This window comes from Pseudomonas sp. R84 (genome assembly GCF_009834515.1).
In the GTDB taxonomy this organism is placed as follows: Bacteria; Pseudomonadota; Gammaproteobacteria; order Pseudomonadales; family Pseudomonadaceae; genus Aquipseudomonas.
Genome location: NZ_CP019426.1, coordinates 354,018 through 370,161 on the forward strand (window position 1 = coordinate 354,018; position 16,144 = coordinate 370,161).

At 59.5% G+C, this 16,144-nt stretch carries 24 protein-coding genes; 16 read left to right on the forward strand and 8 right to left on the reverse strand.

Translation table 11 applies throughout. From position 1 onward, the window contains the following. Nucleotide 1 precedes the first annotated feature (1 nt). From PspR84_RS01575 to PspR84_RS01595, 5 genes are all read right to left on the reverse strand, one after another. Nucleotides 2-2,788 (reverse strand): toprim domain-containing protein, encoded by a 2,787-nt coding sequence (locus PspR84_RS01575; protein WP_160054820.1) that lies wholly within the window; start codon nucleotides 2,786-2,788, stop codon nucleotides 2-4. After that, nucleotides 2,785-3,036, reverse strand: a complete 252-nt coding sequence (locus PspR84_RS01580) for a hypothetical protein (RefSeq protein ID WP_160054822.1) — start codon at nucleotides 3,034-3,036, stop codon at nucleotides 2,785-2,787. The genes PspR84_RS01575 and PspR84_RS01580 overlap by 4 nt, the downstream gene beginning before the upstream one ends. Before the next feature lie 75 nt (nucleotides 3,037-3,111). Further along, nucleotides 3,112-3,477: a hypothetical protein gene (locus PspR84_RS01585; protein ID WP_160054834.1), complete on the reverse strand. Its 366-nt coding sequence runs from the start codon at nucleotides 3,475-3,477 to the stop codon at nucleotides 3,112-3,114. Beyond that, nucleotides 3,474-3,953 carry a YmfL family putative regulatory protein gene (locus tag PspR84_RS01590; RefSeq protein ID WP_160054837.1) on the reverse strand — a complete coding sequence of 160 codons (480 nt, stop codon included), beginning with the start codon at nucleotides 3,951-3,953 and terminating at the stop codon, nucleotides 3,474-3,476. The genes PspR84_RS01585 and PspR84_RS01590 overlap by 4 nt, the downstream gene beginning before the upstream one ends. 29 nt (nucleotides 3,954-3,982) lie before the next feature. Beyond that, nucleotides 3,983-4,183, reverse strand: a complete 201-nt coding sequence (locus tag PspR84_RS01595; RefSeq protein WP_160054840.1) for a DNA-binding protein — start codon at nucleotides 4,181-4,183, stop codon at nucleotides 3,983-3,985. An 87-nt stretch (nucleotides 4,184-4,270) separates the two neighbouring features. On the opposite strand from PspR84_RS01595, the gene PspR84_RS01600 reads away from it, so the two are divergent. Beyond that, on the forward strand, nucleotides 4,271-4,639 hold the full coding sequence (locus PspR84_RS01600) for a helix-turn-helix transcriptional regulator (protein ID WP_160054843.1): 369 nt from the start codon (nucleotides 4,271-4,273) through the stop codon (nucleotides 4,637-4,639). A 103-nt stretch (nucleotides 4,640-4,742) separates the two neighbouring features. Continuing rightward, nucleotides 4,743-4,928: a hypothetical protein gene (locus PspR84_RS01605; RefSeq protein ID WP_160054845.1), complete on the forward strand. Its 186-nt coding sequence runs from the start codon at nucleotides 4,743-4,745 to the stop codon at nucleotides 4,926-4,928. A 60-nt stretch (nucleotides 4,929-4,988) separates the two neighbouring features. Here PspR84_RS01605 and PspR84_RS01610 read toward each other — a convergent pair whose 3' ends face one another. The 3 genes from PspR84_RS01610 to PspR84_RS01620 all read right to left on the reverse strand — a co-directional run bounded on the left by PspR84_RS01610 (nucleotide 4,989) and on the right by PspR84_RS01620 (nucleotide 8,159). After that, nucleotides 4,989-5,246 carry an ogr/Delta-like zinc finger family protein gene (locus PspR84_RS01610; protein ID WP_008084736.1) on the reverse strand — a complete coding sequence of 86 codons (258 nt, stop codon included), beginning with the start codon at nucleotides 5,244-5,246 and terminating at the stop codon, nucleotides 4,989-4,991. 65 nt (nucleotides 5,247-5,311) lie between these two features. Further along, entirely contained in the window at nucleotides 5,312-6,163 is an 852-nt protein-coding gene (locus PspR84_RS01615; protein WP_238785192.1) for a phage portal protein, read from the reverse strand. Beyond that, a complete protein-coding gene (locus PspR84_RS01620) occupies nucleotides 6,102-8,159 on the reverse strand; it encodes a terminase family protein (protein ID WP_160054848.1) in 2,058 nt (685 codons plus the stop codon). The genes PspR84_RS01615 and PspR84_RS01620 overlap by 62 nt, the downstream gene beginning before the upstream one ends. A 163-nt stretch (nucleotides 8,160-8,322) precedes the next feature. Here PspR84_RS01620 and PspR84_RS01625 point away from each other — a divergent pair, with 163 nt between their 5' ends. The 14 genes from PspR84_RS01625 (at nucleotide 8,323) to PspR84_RS29435 (ending at nucleotide 16,139) form a co-directional block, all read left to right on the forward strand. Continuing rightward, nucleotides 8,323-9,240, forward strand: coding sequence for a GPO family capsid scaffolding protein (locus PspR84_RS01625; RefSeq protein ID WP_160054851.1), 918 nt, complete (start codon nucleotides 8,323-8,325; stop codon nucleotides 9,238-9,240). A 1-nt stretch (nucleotide 9,241) separates the two neighbouring features. Then, nucleotides 9,242-10,261, forward strand: a complete 1,020-nt coding sequence (locus PspR84_RS01630) for a phage major capsid protein, P2 family (protein WP_160054854.1) — start codon at nucleotides 9,242-9,244, stop codon at nucleotides 10,259-10,261. Then, complete coding sequence (gene gpM, locus PspR84_RS01635; protein WP_160054857.1) at nucleotides 10,258-10,983, forward strand: phage terminase small subunit; 726 nt, start codon at nucleotides 10,258-10,260, stop codon at nucleotides 10,981-10,983. Before PspR84_RS01630 ends, gpM begins: the two co-directional genes overlap by 4 nt. A 97-nt stretch (nucleotides 10,984-11,080) precedes the next feature. Then, nucleotides 11,081-11,542: a head completion/stabilization protein gene (locus tag PspR84_RS01640; RefSeq protein WP_160060041.1), complete on the forward strand. Its 462-nt coding sequence runs from the start codon at nucleotides 11,081-11,083 to the stop codon at nucleotides 11,540-11,542. Further along, complete coding sequence (locus PspR84_RS01645; protein WP_160054860.1) at nucleotides 11,539-11,985, forward strand: phage tail protein; 447 nt, start codon at nucleotides 11,539-11,541, stop codon at nucleotides 11,983-11,985. The genes PspR84_RS01640 and PspR84_RS01645 overlap by 4 nt, the downstream gene beginning before the upstream one ends. Then, nucleotides 11,972-12,655: a phage virion morphogenesis protein gene (locus PspR84_RS01650; RefSeq protein WP_160054862.1), complete on the forward strand. Its 684-nt coding sequence runs from the start codon at nucleotides 11,972-11,974 to the stop codon at nucleotides 12,653-12,655. The genes PspR84_RS01645 and PspR84_RS01650 overlap by 14 nt, the downstream gene beginning before the upstream one ends. 11 nt (nucleotides 12,656-12,666) lie before the next feature. Then, nucleotides 12,667-13,782, forward strand: a complete 1,116-nt coding sequence (locus tag PspR84_RS01655) for a DUF2586 domain-containing protein (RefSeq protein ID WP_160054865.1) — start codon at nucleotides 12,667-12,669, stop codon at nucleotides 13,780-13,782. 5 nt (nucleotides 13,783-13,787) lie between these two features. Then, complete coding sequence (locus PspR84_RS01660) at nucleotides 13,788-14,237, forward strand: phage protein (RefSeq protein WP_064381012.1); 450 nt, start codon at nucleotides 13,788-13,790, stop codon at nucleotides 14,235-14,237. After that, nucleotides 14,237-14,449, forward strand: coding sequence for a TraR/DksA family transcriptional regulator (locus PspR84_RS01665; RefSeq protein WP_160054868.1), 213 nt, complete (start codon nucleotides 14,237-14,239; stop codon nucleotides 14,447-14,449). Before PspR84_RS01660 ends, PspR84_RS01665 begins: the two co-directional genes overlap by 1 nt. Further along, on the forward strand, nucleotides 14,446-14,652 hold the full coding sequence (locus tag PspR84_RS01670) for a hypothetical protein (protein ID WP_064392730.1): 207 nt from the start codon (nucleotides 14,446-14,448) through the stop codon (nucleotides 14,650-14,652). The genes PspR84_RS01665 and PspR84_RS01670 overlap by 4 nt, the downstream gene beginning before the upstream one ends. Then, nucleotides 14,649-15,182 carry a lysozyme gene (locus PspR84_RS01675; protein WP_160054871.1) on the forward strand — a complete coding sequence of 178 codons (534 nt, stop codon included), beginning with the start codon at nucleotides 14,649-14,651 and terminating at the stop codon, nucleotides 15,180-15,182. The genes PspR84_RS01670 and PspR84_RS01675 overlap by 4 nt, the downstream gene beginning before the upstream one ends. Further along, nucleotides 15,182-15,637: a lysis protein gene (locus PspR84_RS01680; RefSeq protein ID WP_160054874.1), complete on the forward strand. Its 456-nt coding sequence runs from the start codon at nucleotides 15,182-15,184 to the stop codon at nucleotides 15,635-15,637. The genes PspR84_RS01675 and PspR84_RS01680 overlap by 1 nt, the downstream gene beginning before the upstream one ends. 44 nt (nucleotides 15,638-15,681) lie before the next feature. Next, nucleotides 15,682-15,975: a putative phage tail assembly chaperone gene (locus PspR84_RS01685; RefSeq protein ID WP_064392723.1), complete on the forward strand. Its 294-nt coding sequence runs from the start codon at nucleotides 15,682-15,684 to the stop codon at nucleotides 15,973-15,975. Nucleotides 15,976-15,998: 23 nt separating this feature from the next. Beyond that, nucleotides 15,999-16,139, forward strand: a complete 141-nt coding sequence (locus PspR84_RS29435; RefSeq protein ID WP_163005298.1) for a hypothetical protein — start codon at nucleotides 15,999-16,001, stop codon at nucleotides 16,137-16,139. Nucleotides 16,140-16,144 lie beyond the last annotated feature (5 nt).

Sequence of the window (16,144 nt, forward strand, 5' to 3'; positions counted from 1 at the left end):
ATCAGGCTTTGAAAATCCAGCATTTGACGGTGGGGCAGCGGGTGATCATCGGGTTTTTGGCTGCCTGAGCAGACCGCACCGCGCTGTCGACGGCCTTGTAATCAAGGAACTTGTGGCTCCGGGATTCCTTGAGCAGGTCTTTCAACGTGGTGACGTCGGAAAGCTTCTGGCGATGTTCAGCGGCACGCTCGGCGAATTCGTTGAGGTTGATGGCGATGACGTCAGGGTTCTTGCTGTGGTTGACCAGGGGCTCGTCGTAGATCGATTCCAGGTAGTCATAGACCTGCCAAAACTCGGCAACGGCGCTGTGGTCAGCGTTTGTGGTGCTTTGGCGCTCGAGCGCCATTTCGACGATCTGCCGGCGCGTGGAGCTGACTTGAACCTCGGTCAAGGTGACAACCAGGCGGATAGCATCCAGAAGCGCGAATAGCTGAGCGTGGTTTTTGATGATTCGCTCGACACCGATGTAGCCCCGCAAAGCGTTGCCGCACTTACTGCAGGCGCCGTCACCTTTGAACTGGGTGTCACATGCGAAGCAATGGGTGTGCAGCCGGCGCAGTTTCGTTTCGTGTTCCGGAAAGCGCTTGCTGAAAAGATCCATCACTTCGGTCTCTTTACGTACCGCCTGCAGAAGGAAGTGACTAAGCGTTTTCCCGTCCAGGGCGTTGAGCTTGTCTGCTGCAGCGCGGCTTTCCGGCGTGACTGTCGGGCGAATGAAGTGAAGCTTCACAATGCGCGTCATGATCGCTTCGTGAGCCACCACGGCTGCGTTCTGGCTGATTGCGATCGTGCCGCGAAACGGTGGTTCGTAGGTTTCGTTGCCGGCAGTCTTGACGCCTTTGGTCGCCAGCGTGCCGCCGCCGAAAAAGTCTTTCAGCTCGTCCCATTCGAAGGTTTTGGCGTGCGCCTTATCTTCGCTATGGCGGTCGGCCTCAAGGAACACGACCGGCATACCGGACACCTGTCCCATCAAGCGTGACCGGCCTGCCTTGGTGGACTTCATCGGGTCGAACCCCTCATAGCCTTCACGGCCGAGCAGCTTCCACAGCAGGTTGAGCAGCGTGGTCTTGCCGGCGCCGGCTTCACCGGTGGCCTCAAGGAATGGGAACGACTGATAGCGGGCGCGGATCTGCTCGCAGAACAATGATCCAAAGAAGAACAACAGCGCCGCCAATCCTTGGGTGCCGAAGCAGATCCAAAGCAAGCGCAGCCATTCCTCGTCATAGCCTTTGGCATCGCGCTGCAGTTGCACCGGCACACCCTTCTGCAGGGTCTTGAGGCGCATTTTCCCGAACTCGAAATAGTCCTCGCTGTTCACCGGGTAAACGCTGCCGTCCTTAATGGCCACGTCACCGTAGATGTAGCACTCGTATTCCTTGCTGTAGCCCACGTAGTCGATGGTGGACACGGTCTTAATGCCGTAGAGCTGGTCTTTCATGAGCTTGTCCAGTTGCTGGCCGCTGCCGGTGTACATGGCACCAGCGGCCATCCCGAGCAGTCGTTTTTTGAATTCGCTGGCGGCGGCGAGCTGGCCGCTGGTGAAGGTGTTCTTGACGCTGCCGGCGTCATGGGGAAAGTCCACGCGCAGGTAGTACCAGGACTCATCGGTGACTTCGTTGCGTTGGAAGTACAGGGCTTGCGGGTAGCAGTTGGCGATCTCCACCACGCTACCGGACTGCTGCAGCGCCTTTTCGCGCATCTGCGCCTGGTTCAGCAGCTGATCGTCGTGCTGTTCGCTGTCCTCGATGTCCTGGACGGCACGGTTGTATTTCTCCATGTCCAACTTGAACCAGTAGAGGCGGTTGCCGAAGCCGAGGTGGAATTCACCGCGCTTGTTCCAGTCGTACATCAGCAGCGCCTTCTCAGCGGCGCTTTCAGCGATCAGCAGCGCGCCCTGATGGCGGATCTGCTTGATCTCTGTAGCAATCTGATCGGCTCGCTTTTCATCGCCTTCGATGAACGCCCAGCGTTGGTGCAGATCGTTCCAATCGACCTTGCGGCCGTCGCGTTGGGGGATCTGTGCTGCTTCGCAGACAAAGCCCATTTCACGCGCCTGGCGGACCCAGCGGCGGGTGTAGGCGTGCGCACCTGGTTCGTTATCCATAGCCCAAACGAGCTTTGGCAACTTGTCGGTGCGATCGCGCAGCAAAGCTTTCAGCGACTCTTCAGGGAAGGCGTTCGAGGACATTGCGGACACGGCTGAAAGACCGTTATGCACCAGAGCGATCGCGTCAAAGATCCCTTCAACAATCCAGATCTCTTTGACCTCGAGCAGGTCGACGCACGGCGGGCACCACCAGACGCCGCGATAGGTTTCACCTGGTTTGAAGCGGGCTTTCATCTTCCCGAAGCGCGCCGGCCGATCGATCAGGCGTTCCCAGTAACCACCCTTCTCCAAGGCGAAACGCACTGTTGCGCTGCCTATCTGGTCATGGCTCGAATAGAACGTGTCTTGGGTGAACCATCCAGCGATCAGCGAGATGTCGAAGCCACGGGCAAACTCCAGATATGCCCGAGCGGTCGCAGTGGGCACGCTCTCGGTTGCGGGCGCACGCTTGCTCCAGTCTTCGAACAGATCGTCGTAGATCTCTTTCACATGCAGTGTGTGGCCGCACTTTTCCTGACGACCGCAAATCAGCTGCCACGGACTGTCGAAGCGCGTGTACAGCTCCTTCTTGTTGCATTTAGGGCAGGTGCCACCACGCATGTAATTTGTGGGTGCGCGGTGCTTCAAGCCGAACTCCGATTCGATGCGCTGCAGGACGTCGTGACGCAGATCGTCTCTCATGGTTTTTTCACTGTTTTAAGGCTTTGGGTCAGAGCGCCGGCAAGAGCGCCGATCAGATGTTTTCGAGCGGCCATCACTGGATCGTTGGTGAGAATCGATCCGTGGCGCAGGCCCTCGGGGATAAAGCGGTACTGGTCTGCGTACCAAAGGTCATTGAGGCTGAGACGGTATTGCTCGCGCAGGTTGGCCAAGAGCGCTTGAGCTTGCTCCGGCGGCAGCTTTGCGTTGATGTTCAGGGCGTTTTCCATCGTCAAACCTCAATTTCGGGCGCAGCTCACCCAAACCCACGGGGTGTGGGGCAGGCGTTTGTTTGGGGGTGGGTGTTACGAGTTGGCTAAGCGAAAGCGCCCGACGTCCGGTGCGTTGATGATTCGCTCGTAGATCAGGCTGACAGGCACGGCCCACTGGCTACCGGTGACTGGGTCAACTATTACGGTGTGGGTCGACGTGCTGCTCTGGATGTTCAGGCGCTGCCGATCGCGAACGGCGACCATGGTGCTGTTGGCCAGATGAACGATTTTTTCAGCGACCTGCGTCTGCACGTCGAAGTCTGCAACCAGGTGTTGAACTGCTCGGCTGAACAGTTGCTGATCGTCGCTCAGGTGCTCGGACTGGTGACGTTCCAGAAATGACAGTGCGGCGCGCTGCAGAATGTCCTGGTATTCGTTCACTGCGGGCAGGGCAGTCATTTGGCTTTCTCCGACTTCGAAGCGTGCAGCTGAATGAGGGCGAGTACTTCGGCGTGCCTTGCGGCCAGATGCAGGGTGTCCGCTTGGAGGATCGCTTCCGCCTCAGCATCGTTGATGGTTCCGTCTTCCAGCGCCTTTGCAATGATCTGGTCGACAGTGCCCTTCTTGGCTGCCGCCTCAACGCACCGGGCATACATTTCAACGTTGTCCAACGCTTCAGGCTCAACAACTGGAACGAACATGCCGCCGTACATCGCAGCGATGTACTCGGGCAAAAAGGTTGTTCCTGCCTCGAGCTCAAGCTGGTAGATCTGCGCGTCGGTCAGCGGACGGCTGTTGTTGTTCTCATAGGCGTGGTTGTCGAACTTCTTGAGTGGCAGACCGATGCGGGGGGCGGCGCATTCGCGTCCGCCTGGATAGGCACAGATGATTGCGCTGACTACCTGACGCCGAGTTTTTAGAACTGTGGTTTTCATGTTCTGCTTTTCCCTGTGGCGCGATGCCACTACTGTTCAATCACGCCGTCTTTGATACCTAGCAGGACCGCGGCGCGATGTGCCTCCCCGCGGCGACCTTTTTTACGACCGTTTAGAAGGTCGCTGACCAAATTCTTATTCAGTGTGTGGATCCGACAAAACTCCGCAATGCTCATTCCTTTGTGATCCAAGGCCTCGCGGGCTTGCTCGGGTGTAAGGGTGGCGGGCATAGTGTTCGCTCGTGTGCGTTTGTGTGGATTCGTGTTCGTACGGCGCTGATTATGACCAGTTTATTTGTCCTGTAAAGGGGCTAAAGTTTGAAAAAGTTGTCATCGAGTGAGATCTCGGAGTTGAGTGCGGGCGAGTGCTTGCGCGAAGAAAGGGTTCGATTAGGGCTTAAACAGGAAGAAATGGCTCAAATTGGCGGCGTAACCCGAAACACTCAAGGGAGCTACGAACGAGATGAGCGCCGCCCGGATACTGGCTATTTGAAGGCCTTGCATGCCGTGGGTCTCGACATCCTGTATGTCGTCACGGGAGTCCGAACGCCTTCTCCCGTTGGGGGGTTGAGCGCGGACGAAGAGGTGATGGTGAAACGGTATCGCAGCATGCCTCAGGAAGACCAAAAATCTGTGCGTCGCTTTCTGCAGGCCATCGCAGATGACGTGGCCAAGAGCTCGAATTAACTTGTAACAAAACATGTAAGACATTCGTCGCACCCCGGTTTTAAAGCCCTTTCCAGTCCCCGATAACGTCGATTCAGCAATGCACTTATATGGAGTAGTGAGCATGTTGGATCGCGCAAGAATCGATAACGGTCATGTACAAACTGTTGAGTTTGAATGGCACGCCCTCTCGAATATTGAACGTCGCTTGGTTGGGCTATATCGCCAGTTGACCGAAGAAGATCGAAAGCAACTACGGCGCCTCACCGAGGCATTGGCGACGATTCCAGAGGAACTGGAAGCAAGCTGATCGCTGTTAGCTCAATCGATAGATACGATCGCCGACACCTATGAGTCGGCGGTTTGCAAATCACGCCACCGCCTGTGATCCCAGCTGCTCGAACAGCTCCCGCTGTTTCGCCCTGGGCATATCCCGCAAATGGTCGAACAACATCCTTTCGAAAGACTGAGCCGATGGGCTCAACGTGTGCGAGAACGTCAGGTTCGCGACCCAGGTGTGCCCGCATTTTGCGTCCAGACACTGGCAGTACAGCTTCGCAAACTCCGTCGATAGCTTCTCTCGCGAAGCGATCCGTCCTCTGTGTCCGCATTTGCATTCAACTCGCATTGTGTCCCTCCCCAGGGCAGCCAATCGCCACCATATTGCCATAATATGTAGTGGCAATCTCTTAGCTAAGCACCTGACGCAGTGGGATCAACTGGAATATCCGCATCTCTCCAGCTGATTCGCCTGTCTGGCCGTAAGGTGTCATTGACTTGGTTGAACAGCTGACAGATCGGCCGGATCTCGTTGCTGGTGTAGACCCGGTCAATCTTTTCGATGTCGCCAAAACCACCGCTGTTTTCCGGAATGATGCCGGCGAGCGCGGGATTCATCCGCCAGGCGGCGATCACGTCGTTGCGGGTGATGTTCTTCACCTTCTCCAGCTCGTCTTTGGCTTGGAAGTCGCCCACGGGGATGATCTGGATCGCGTTCTCTTTGCCGTTCGGGATGTTGACGAACATCGATCGGAAGTTGCCCACACCCTTGCTGGAGCTGATCTGCGCGCGCAGGTTGTCTTCGTCCTCCTCGGTCAGGTCCGGGTCGTTGGTGTAGAAGATGTAACCGGCGTGGGCACCGTTGCTGTAGTAGCGCCGGCGGAACAACGTGGCGGCTTCGTTGAGCAGCAGCGCCTGCATGCCGCCCAGGTAGTCCGGCACCCCGTAGATGTTCTGTTCCACGTCATAGTCGAGGACGTGCTCAATCTCGTCCTGGTCGAAGTCCATGAACTTGTTGTCGGGCAGCAGCATCCGGAAGCCACCGTCGACCTTGATCCGCATATTGATCGCAGCCAGGTGCTGCAGCTCCAGGACTTGGCCGAAGGCGTTGGTGTCTCGATAGAAGAAGGCTTCGCCGAACACCATGTAATCCAACCCCGCACAGCCCATCGTGCGAGCGCTGCAGCCGGCCGAGGGGATCAGCTCACGCAACAGCAGGTTGCGCTTGAACTTCGGGATTGCGCCGTGGTGGGCGTTGGCGCGCAACAGTTTGGCCAGGCCTGGACGTGACACTGGCGGCTTGTAGATCTCGCCGTCGTCGCTGAGGAACACGCCCAGGTACTCGCCGATGTTGCCCGACAGCACCTGTTCGGGTTCGCCGAACGTAAACGCCCGCATCGGTTGCTGCTGTCGTGCCTGTTGTTTGACCTGGCGCTTTTTGTGTCGAGGATTGGGCATTGTTTCCACTCGTGACGTAGCGGCTACGACGCCGCTTGTTGGTGTTCAAAGGTTCGTTGGCCAAGGCGTGCATGACCGCCCAAGCGATATCGGCGTGGCCGGTCGCGTCAGTGCGCGAAGCGCTGTAGGTAACTTGGCCGCTGTTGGTGGTGCCGCGCTTGATGGTCAGGAACGCCTGGGCGATGTCGGTCCATCCAGCATCCCACTCGATGCGGCTGCCTTGAATCGTGTCCTGGGCTTTGAGCACCAGGGCGTTCTTCGCCTCGAGGCTGTAATGAATCGGCGTCGCTTTGGCGTAGAAGTCGCGCACCAGGTCGAACACGCCGTAACCCACACCGGTGACATCTATGCCGATGTGCTGGACGTTGAAACGCTCGGTCAGCTTCTTGACCTGAGCGGCCTGGTAGGTAAACGAGTGGCCGCGCCAGCTGTGCTTCTCCAGGATCCGGAACTTCGCGCCAGGCTCGAGCGGCGGGGCAATGACAACGCACGTCGCGTCGTCGCGAGTCCGGCTCGGGTCGTAGCCCAGCCAGACCGGGCTGTTGCCGAACGGGCGTTCTTCGTCGGGCTTGTAGTCCTCCCACAACGACAGGTCGGAATAGCACCGCTCCAGATCCTTTAAGCCGAACGCGCTCTGCGTGCTGTCGATGAACTTGCAGTAGAAGAGCTGCTGAAATTTGTCCTCGTCGTACTCCAGCTGCAGCTGCTCGAGGTCGAACAGATCGCAGCCGCCGTCGATCGCATCCTGAATGGTGATGGTCTTGCGCCATTGGCCGTCCGGACACAGAGCGCCCTGTGAATATGATGCTTCGATCGGCCAGGTGCCGCCGATCTTTTTCCCTCGCTTGCTGTTGCGAAACTCTTCGCCGGTCCAGAACGGATAGGCCTGGTGCGACACAGCGCTAGGCGTCGAAAAGTAGGTTTTGCGCCACTTCTTGTGGGTGCCCATGGCGCTGGCCACGGTGCTGAGTTTTTCGAAATCGCGGATCCAGAAATATTCGTCGACGTAGACGTGACCGTGGTAACCCTGGGCGGTGCTGCTGTTGGTGCTGAGAAAGCGCAGCTCGGCGCCGTTGCTCAGCACGATCGGGTTGCCTGTCAGCTCGATGTCGAACCACTGTTTGGCGAACTGGATGATGTAGCTGCGGAAGATCTCAGACTGCGATCGGCTGGCCGACAGAAAGACCTGGTTGTCGCCACTCAACACCGCGTCCATGAACGCTTCGCCGGCAAAGTAATAGGTCAGGCCTACCTGCCGACTTTTGAGGATGTTGCGGATCCGGCAGGTCAGTGGGTTCTGCTTGGCCGCGAACAGCTCCTGCTGGTAGCGGTACATCTTGCTGATGAACTTATCCAGGAAGTCGACTTCAGTCAGCCCGCTGATGTCGTTCTTGGCCTTCTTCTCTTTCTTCTTGCCGCCGCCTTCGCCACGACCGGAGCGATCACTACGTGGGCGCTGGCGAGGTTCCGAGGAATCGCCCGGATCGTCTCCGATCGATGCCGCCGCCGGCGCCGGTTTGGCGGCTTGCTTTAACAGCCGTTCGCGCACGGCGGTCAGTCGGTCGAGTTCGTTTAGATCGTCCTTGGAAAGGCTTCCAACCTTGTCCAGCAGCAAGGTGATACGCCGGCCAACAGCGGTCAGCGGTTCCTCGTCCGACAGCATGTCCTCCCATCCACCCTGGCGGATCCAGTAGTAGACGATCCGGATGTTGGGCAGATTGAGTTGCGCCTGAATTTCCTTGGCCTTACAGCGGCGTAGAAACAGGCGTTTGGCGGCTTCTTTAACTTCGGTCGAGTAGTACATGGGCCGCAGTCTATGCGGCGAAAACAGCGAAAACGCGGGGTTAAATTCTGCGATTTACCTAGAACTTGAATCTAGGAGGAACGCGCAGTCGAACCGTTTGTTAGGGGGCGTTTTGCTCCATATCTTGGCGGCTCAAACCACCGATTGAGCGCAGTTATCGCCCATGCCCCGTTCCCTTGTTTCGTTCTGGAAACGTGTCGCCACCAGCGGCACCACCGCCGATGGTCGCGAGATCCTTCCCCAGGAACTGCGCGATATCGCCGAGACCTACAAGCCGTCCAAATACACGGCTGTAATCTGGTGCGACCACGAACGCTGGAGTGGTTCCCACGGCACCGTTTATGCGGTGCGCCTGGTGGAAGAGGGCGATGACCTGGAAGAGGGGCAAATTGCTCTCGAAGCCCAGCTCAAACCCAACGATCGACTGCTGTACCTGAATGACCAGGGCCAGAAGCTGTTCACCAGCATCGAGATCACTCCGAACTTCGCCGGCAGTGGCAAAGCGTACCTGACCGGCCTGGGCGTGACTGATGAACCGGCCAGCCTGGGCACGCAGGAACTCTATTTTTCGAAGAAAACCCACAAGGACGCTTTCTACGCCGCGTCCGTCGAATTGGGCTCCTTTGAAGAGGAACCCCAAGGCGAAGTGGGCAAGCTGATTGGCTTGCTCACCGGCCTGTTCAAGCGCTTTGCAGCGGACGCCCCGCCCGCCGAACCCACCACCCCAACCGAGAGCAAACCCCCAATGGATGAAGCTACAGCAACGGCCCTTAAAGCCCTGCTGGCTCAATTGCTGATTGTCGCTGCTGGCATTCAGGCTGTGATTGAGCCCGTCGCGGAAGAGGCTCCTGAGCCTGAAGCCGCACCGATCGACGACGTGCAAGCGGCGGTCGACGGCATCGTGACCACTGCCGAGGAGGAGCGTGAGTTCGGCCGCAAGGGCGGCGCCACGAACAAGGCTCTGCTGGCCAGCATGGCCGCTCTGCAGAAGCAGTTCAACGCACTGCAGAACACCCCGACCGGCCGCCAGCTGCCACGCAACCCCGGTCCTGTGACCACTGCCAAAAAGCGAGTGCTCTGACATGGGCCAGCCACTGAGCGCCAAGGGCGCCAAGCAATATGCCGATCTGCAGGAAGCGATGGCGGAAACTTACGGCATTGAACGCGCCAGTAAGACCTTCAGCGTTGAACCGTCGATCGCGCAAGAGTTGAACGATTCCATTACCGCCAAGGCCGATTTCCTGGAGCGCATCAACGTCGTTCCGGTCAGCGAGATCAAGGGCGAAAAAGTGTTCATTGGTGTCAACGGCCCAGTGACCGGCCGCACCAACACCAAGACCACCGATCGCGAAGCCAAGGATGCTTCGGCGCTGGAAAATACCACTTACGAACTGAGCGACACGCAGTCCGACGTGGGTTTGCCGTACGCGAAAATCGACGCCTGGGCGAAGTTTCCAGACTTCAAGGATCGCTATTCCGGCGCGGTGCAGAAGCGTATCGCCCAGGACCGCATCGTGATTGGCTTCCACGGCACTCATGCGGCAATTCAAACCGATCTGGCGGCGTATCCCAAGCTGCAGGACGTGAACAAGGGCTGGCTGCAACAACTGCGTGAGCAGGCCCCGCAGCAGGTGCTCAAGGAAGGCGCCGCTGCAGGCAAGGTGACACTCGGTGCCGGCGGCGACTACGCCAACCTCGATGCCCTGGTGCATGACACCAAGCAAATGGTCGACGAGATACTGCGCGAAGACGGTGACCTGGTGGCGATCATCGGTTCCGACCTGTTGGCGGCCGACAAGGCCAAGCTGTACACCAAGCAGGGCGACACCCCAACCGAGAAGGAGCGCATCGAAAACCTGCAGGTCATCGCGACCTACGGCGGTCTGCCTTCGTTCAGCGTGCCGAACTTCCCGGTCAATGCCGTGCTGGTTACCAGCTGGGACAACCTGTCGATCTACTTCCAGGACTCCAGCTGGCGCAAGCAGGCGGTCGACAACCCGAAACGCTCCCGCGTCGAGGACTACAACAGCCGCAACGAAGGTTACGTGATCGAGCAGTTGGAAAAGATCGCGCTGACCGAGAACGTGGAGCTGGTGGCGTGAGCCTGGCCCTGGCGCACAAGCGCCGCACCTTGGCTTTGGGGGTAACCGCTGTTGCCGCCGCTCTGTCGAGCGCGGCCATGGCCTACACCCCGGCCGACGCGCTTAGCAGTCCCGCGAATGCCCGCAAGCATTTGCTGCTGCAGGAAGCGGCGTTGGATCTGGATCTGGCCCGCATCAGTGCCATCAACGGCCTTGCCGGTCGCCAGGCACTGAAGCGCGAGGAGCTGCTGCCCAAGTACCAGGAATACGTTCAGCGGTACTGCGAATCAGGCCTGAATTTCCCGAATCGCGTTGCCGTGCAAGTCATGGTCTGGCTATTCGATACCGCGCAGTTCGACGACGCTCTGGAACTGGCGGACTTCCTGATCGAGCAGGGGCAGGAAATGCCGGAGCGCTTCAAGCGCCGGGATATCCAGACCTTTGTTGCCGACGCGGTGTGTGAGTGGGCCTACGCCGAATACAAGGCAAACCGCAGTCCGGAACCCTACCTGTCCGACCTGCTGCCGCTGGTCGACGGCGAGTGGAACCTGACCGAACAGATCCCGAGCAAGTACCACAAGTTGATCGGCATGCGAGCCATCGAGGCCGGGGATCTGGAAGTCGCGCTTAAGCATTTGGAGCGCTCGACCGAGCTATATGCCCAAGCCGGCAATGACACACGCATCGAGAAGGTCCGCAAGGCCTTGACCAAAAAAGTCGCCGCTAACCCGGCTTCCGAATAACCGACTACCCCCCCAGCGGGGACCTGTGGAAGTGAGCCGCCCATTTATGGACCGTCCCACTGAAAACAGGCTCCCCGCCCTATTCGAGCGGCCAGCAATGAGCTTTTCCGGGAAACCCACCACCTTTGTGGAACACGCGATCGAGAACGACGGCTTTTGGCCGGACCTCTCTGTGGCCGAATTCCAGAAGGGTTACCGCCTGCCGGCGGAGCACCTGGTAGAGATGCTGGTCATTAACTTGGCTACGGCCATGGCCCAGGTCAACAGTGATCTGGCCAGTTTAAAAGCGCGCTGGCAGGGCGCTGGAGTGTCACGCGTTGAATCTGCAGACACCACCGTCCTGCCGGAGCGCACCTATCAAGCTGAGACGTACAAACGCGCCGTGTATTGCCGTGCGAAGGCCAGCTTGCTGCCGGAGTTCGCCTCGATCATCCGTCGCGAAAGCGCGGAGAACCTGGGCAAGGAAGCCCCCGAGCGCAAGGAAACCTTCCTCGAATTCAGCCAGCAGGCCGTCCGATCGCTGCAGGGTCGCGGCCGCATCACGGCGGTGCTGCTGTGATCAAGCTCCGCGCCCTGACCACGTACCTGATCGAGCGCCGCTTGGTCTTGGCCGAGCAGCTCGACAGCTGGACCAACCAGGTGAATCTCGAACTGATCTGGAAGCCCGACGTCGGCGGCATGCGCATGGGAGACATGCGCTACAGCGCCACGATCGCCCTGGAACGTTTCGCCGATCACCCGGGGCGCTTGATGGCGTTGGTGGGCAGTTGGCTTGAAAGCAACGACAAGGACCGCGACGAACTGCCGGCGGCGAAGTTCGACATCACCATGCTCGACAACGACCTGGCCGACGTCGACATCACCCTCGAATTCATCGAGCCGCAATACCTGGCCGAGGATCCGGAGGGCGAAATAGAGGGTTTTGGCAAGACCTGGTCGTTCATCCCGTTTGACCTGTGGGTCGCCGAACACGGCGAGGTGTCGAGTCGTGGCCGGTCGTAGCACGTTCGAGCTCGATGTCCGGGGTTACCTGGGCGTGCGTGAGCAACTGGCGCTGCTGAGTCTGCCACCGCAACTGCGCCGGCGTTTGCTGAACAACGTTTCCAAGCGCGTGCGATCGATGAGTCGCAAGCGTGTGCGCGACCAGCAGAACCTGGACGGCTCGCCTTTCGAGGCACGCAAAGGTTCGGGCAAGGGCAAGAAAAAGATGGAAGCGGGGCTTGCCAAACTGATGCAGGTCACCCGCGTGAGCCCTGACGAAGCCGTGCTGGGCTGGAAAAACGCCCTGACCAGTTGGGTCGCGGCGCAGCAACACAACGGTGTGAGCGAACGGCGCACCGCCGCCCAGATGAAGCGCTGGAACAAAGTCCCGGAGGGCTTGGCAGCCACCGAGAAACAGGCAAAGCGTCTACGTCGCTTGGGCTTCAAGGTTCGCCAGGAGGGCAAAAAATCGCTGACCAGGCCATCCGTGGCATGGATTCAAGAGCATGTGAACTACGCCAAGGCGGGGCTGCTGATCCGCATCTTGGACGATGAAAAAGCCGAGAGCAGTGGCGCGCAGAGCTGGGAAATCACCCTACCCAAGCGCCAGTTCATCGGCGTCAGCACCGAGCGAGACACTGGCTTGCTGCTGAACCAGGTGCTCCAACAAATTCTTAATTCACCCCGCTAGCGAGGCACTGCATGGCACTCGGCAAAGTCAGCGTTAACAACCTCAATCTCGGCCAGGGTGCCGTGACTGAGATCGAACGCTATTTCCTTTTCATCGGCACCGCCGCAAAAAACGTCGGCCAGTTGCTCGCCCTCAACACCGACAGCGACCTCGACGGTTCGCTGGGTATTCCGGCCAGTAATCTGAAAACCCAGATCACGGCCGCACGTCTCAACGGCGGCGATCGCTGGGCGTGCCTGGCTGCTCCGATCGCCGCCGATGGCAACTGGTCCGAAGCACTGACCAACGCCCAGCAAAAAGGGTTTTCCGTCGAGGCGGTGGTTATCACCAAACCGGTGACCGAGGGCGCGCAGTTGTCGACCATGCATGACGCGGCGATCGCGCTGAACAACACCTTCGGCCGTCGCGCTTTCGTCATGGCGGCAAGTGCTGGCATTACTGTGCAACAGACCTGGGCGGAATACCTGATCGAGCAGAAGGGGATCACCGCTGATCTGGCTGCGCCGCGTGTGCTGGTCGTGCCGCAGTTGCACGGCAACGACCTAGGCGTGCTGGCTGGTCGACTGGCCAACGCGGCTGTGAGCATTGCCGACAGTCCTATGCGCGTCGCGTCCGGTGCGTTGCTGGGCCTGGGCACCGTGCCCGTTGACAAGGAAGGCGTGCCGTTGCCGTCCGCCATTCGCGCCGAGCTGGATGCGGCACGTTTCTCCGTATCGCAAACCTACCCCGATTACCCAGGCGTGTTCTGGGGCGACGGCAACATGCTTGATGCGCCGGCCAGTGACTTTCAGGTGGTCGAGTATCTGCGTTTGGCCGACAAGGCCGCGCGCCAGGTTCGCCCGCTGCTGATCCGCCGCGTCGGTGACCGCCGACTGAACAACTCGCCCAACAGCATGGCTGCCGCAATCAGTGCATTCATGAAGCCGCTTCGCCAGATGGCCAAGTCCACAACCTTCGCCGGCGAGGTGTTCCCGGGCGAAATCGAGTCCCCCAAGGACGGCGATATCGTCCTGACCTGGACCAGCAAAACCAAGGTTGAGATCTACATCAAGATCCGACCGCTCGACTGCCCGAAAGACCTCACGGCGAACATCGCCCTCGACCTTTCCAGCGAAGATTCGGAGTAACCCTTATGTCCCGTATTGGCGGTAAAAACTTCGACATCAACCTGGGCGATCTGCAGATCCATGTCGAAAGCTGCACCCTGGATATCACCGACAACACCGCCGTGGCGCAAACCCGTGGCGTGCCCAACGGCACCGTTGACGGCGATGTGTCTGCCAGTGGCGAGTTCGAGTTCGACACCAACAACTTCAACCTGCTGATCGAGGCGGCACGCTCTGCCGGCAGCTTTCGCCAGTTGGAGCCTTTCGACTCGGTGTTCTTCGCCAAAGCAGGCGATGAAGAGCTGCGCATCGAGGCCTTCGGCTGCAAGCTGAAGGTGTCCAGCCTGCTCAGTGTCGACCCGAAAGGCGGCGAGAAAACCAAGCACAAGGTGCCGTTCGACGTTTCCAGTCCAGACTTCATCCGTATCAACGGCGTGCCGTACCTGGCTGCGGCCGAGATCGAGGGCCTGCGCTGATGGTCTGCCCGTTCGACCGCGCCCAGGCATTGGAGCAACGCCAGCGTGATCAGGCGATCGCCGCTCAGCTGGCCCGCACGCGGCCGATCGGGCCAAGCCTGACCCATTGCGAAGGCTGCGATCAGCCGATCCCGGAAAAACGCCAGGCGCTGGGCGGTATGACCCGCTGCGTGCCGTGCCAAACCATTTTTGAGAAAGAGGTTCTGCGATGAGCGCGAATCAGGTCGCCCAGGACACCGCCGTTGCCTTGGCCAAGGCATCGCCCGCAATCGGCGTGGCCGCTACAGGTGTGACGGGCGCCGTCGATTGGTCGGCGGTCGCCTACATGCTGACCGCGCTCTACATGGTGCTGCAGATCCTTCTGCTGATTCCGAAGTATCGCCAGATGCTGCTCGACTGGAAGGGCAAGTCGTGAGCCTGCGCACCAAGATCGCCACCGGTGCGATCGTGCTGGCCAGCGCTCCGCTGCTCGCGTTCCTGGGCAAATGGGAAGGCAACGGCCAGAACGTGGTGTACGCCGACAAGTTGGCACGTGGCCTTCCTACGGTGTGCAAGGGCATCACCGGTTACACCAGTCCGTATCCGCTGATCGTCGGTGACTACTGGTCGACGGACCGCTGTGCCGAGGTGGAGCAGCTGGTGATCGAGAAAGGCCAACTGGCTCTGGCTGACTGCCTGAGCAATCAGGCGATCGGCCAGAAGACCTTCGACGCCCTGAGCAGCCACTCGCACAACTTCGGCGTGGCCAGTACCTGCGCCAGTCGGGCTGTCGGCCTGATCAATGCCGGTCGCATCGCCGAGGGCTGCAAGGCGTTGGCCTGGGCCCCGGATGGCAAAACACCGGTGTGGTCGTTTGTGACCGATGCCCAAGGCCGAAAACAATTTGTACCAGGGCTGCACGCTCGCCGGCGGGACGAAGCCACCGTGTGCGCTGAGGACTTGTGATGCTGCGCGAGCTTCTGTTTCCACTGCTGGCCTGCCTGGCGGCGTTCGTTGGGTTCGACATCTTGCAGGGACAGCGAGACACCGCGCGGGTCGAGCGTGATGCAGCCCAGTACGAAGCCAGCGGCCTGCGTGAAGCGGCCCGAATCACCGGCGAGATGATCGCCGCCCGAGACGCGATAGACCGTAACCGTACCCAGGAACTGACCGATGCACGCACTGAAATCGATGCTTTGCGCCTTGACGTTGCCGATGGCCGTCAGCGGCTGCGCGTCAAAGCCATCTGCAGCAGCACCACGCCAGCTACCACCGCCGCCGGCGGCGTGGCTGATGCAGGTACCGCCGAACTCGCAGCAGACGCTCGACCGGATTATTTCACCCTCAGAGATCAGCTTGCCCTCAGCAAGCAAATGATCCTGGGCCTGCAGGACTACGTCAGCCAGGTGTGCCTGCGCTGACCACGAATCACCCCTTTAACCCAACCACCAAAACGGACATGAACATGAGCCAGATCCAATCCCGCGAAATCACCCTGGAAATCGGTGAGAAAGAATTCGCCTTCAACCTGACGCCCCAGGACGTGACCAAGTACTTCAACGCGATGACCGCCAACAACAAAGTCGCGCCGTCCTTCAACTTGCTGAGCACCACCGTGCTGCCGGCGCAAAAAGCCGATCTGCGCGAGCTGATGGTTAACCCTGTTAACACCATGCAGATCGCCGGCGCGCTGCTCGAGGAGTACGCCCCTGACATCGGGATCATCGTAAAAAAGCCCTTGAGTACGCTGACCGCCTGACCGAGGACGGGCTCGGCCAACTGATGGCCCTGACCAACCGTTGGCTGCCTGGTGCCGAGCCCACCATCGAGAACATGGGCACGGCCAAGTGGCTGGAAGACGAACACTGGAAGCGCATGGAATTTGCTGTGGCCAACGGCATTGCCCATGCGCTGAACGGATAGGACAC

Bases quoted from the DNA above. Each gene is read 5' to 3' on its own strand.
- PspR84_RS01595 (WP_160054840.1), bottom strand. From the start codon at position 4,183: ATGCCCGCCACCCTTACACCCGAGCAAGCCCGCGAGGCCTTGGATCAC.
- PspR84_RS01655 (WP_160054865.1), top strand. From the start codon at position 12,667: ATGGCACTCGGCAAAGTCAGCGTTAACAACCTCAATCTCGGCCAGGGT.
- PspR84_RS01590 (WP_160054837.1), bottom strand. From the start codon at position 3,953: ATGAAAACCACAGTTCTAAAAACTCGGCGTCAGGTAGTCAGCGCAATC.
- PspR84_RS01610 (WP_008084736.1), bottom strand. From the start codon at position 5,246: ATGCGAGTTGAATGCAAATGCGGACACAGAGGACGGATCGCTTCGCGA.
- PspR84_RS01640 (WP_160060041.1), top strand. From the start codon at position 11,081: ATGAGCTTTTCCGGGAAACCCACCACCTTTGTGGAACACGCGATCGAG.
- PspR84_RS01575 (WP_160054820.1), bottom strand. From the start codon at position 2,788: ATGAGAGACGATCTGCGTCACGACGTCCTGCAGCGCATCGAATCGGAG.
- PspR84_RS01680 (WP_160054874.1), top strand. From the start codon at position 15,182: ATGCTGCGCGAGCTTCTGTTTCCACTGCTGGCCTGCCTGGCGGCGTTC.
- PspR84_RS01685 (WP_064392723.1), top strand. From the start codon at position 15,682: ATGAGCCAGATCCAATCCCGCGAAATCACCCTGGAAATCGGTGAGAAA.
- PspR84_RS01625 (WP_160054851.1), top strand. From the start codon at position 8,323: ATGCCCCGTTCCCTTGTTTCGTTCTGGAAACGTGTCGCCACCAGCGGC.
- PspR84_RS01580 (WP_160054822.1), bottom strand. From the start codon at position 3,036: ATGGAAAACGCCCTGAACATCAACGCAAAGCTGCCGCCGGAGCAAGCT.
- PspR84_RS01660 (WP_064381012.1), top strand. From the start codon at position 13,788: ATGTCCCGTATTGGCGGTAAAAACTTCGACATCAACCTGGGCGATCTG.
- PspR84_RS01620 (WP_160054848.1), bottom strand. From the start codon at position 8,159: ATGTACTACTCGACCGAAGTTAAAGAAGCCGCCAAACGCCTGTTTCTA.
- PspR84_RS01665 (WP_160054868.1), top strand. From the start codon at position 14,237: ATGGTCTGCCCGTTCGACCGCGCCCAGGCATTGGAGCAACGCCAGCGT.
- PspR84_RS01585 (WP_160054834.1), bottom strand. From the start codon at position 3,477: ATGACTGCCCTGCCCGCAGTGAACGAATACCAGGACATTCTGCAGCGC.
- PspR84_RS01670 (WP_064392730.1), top strand. From the start codon at position 14,446: ATGAGCGCGAATCAGGTCGCCCAGGACACCGCCGTTGCCTTGGCCAAG.
- PspR84_RS29435 (WP_163005298.1), top strand. From the start codon at position 15,999: ATGGCCCTGACCAACCGTTGGCTGCCTGGTGCCGAGCCCACCATCGAG.
- PspR84_RS01605 (WP_160054845.1), top strand. From the start codon at position 4,743: ATGTTGGATCGCGCAAGAATCGATAACGGTCATGTACAAACTGTTGAG.
- PspR84_RS01630 (WP_160054854.1), top strand. From the start codon at position 9,242: ATGGGCCAGCCACTGAGCGCCAAGGGCGCCAAGCAATATGCCGATCTG.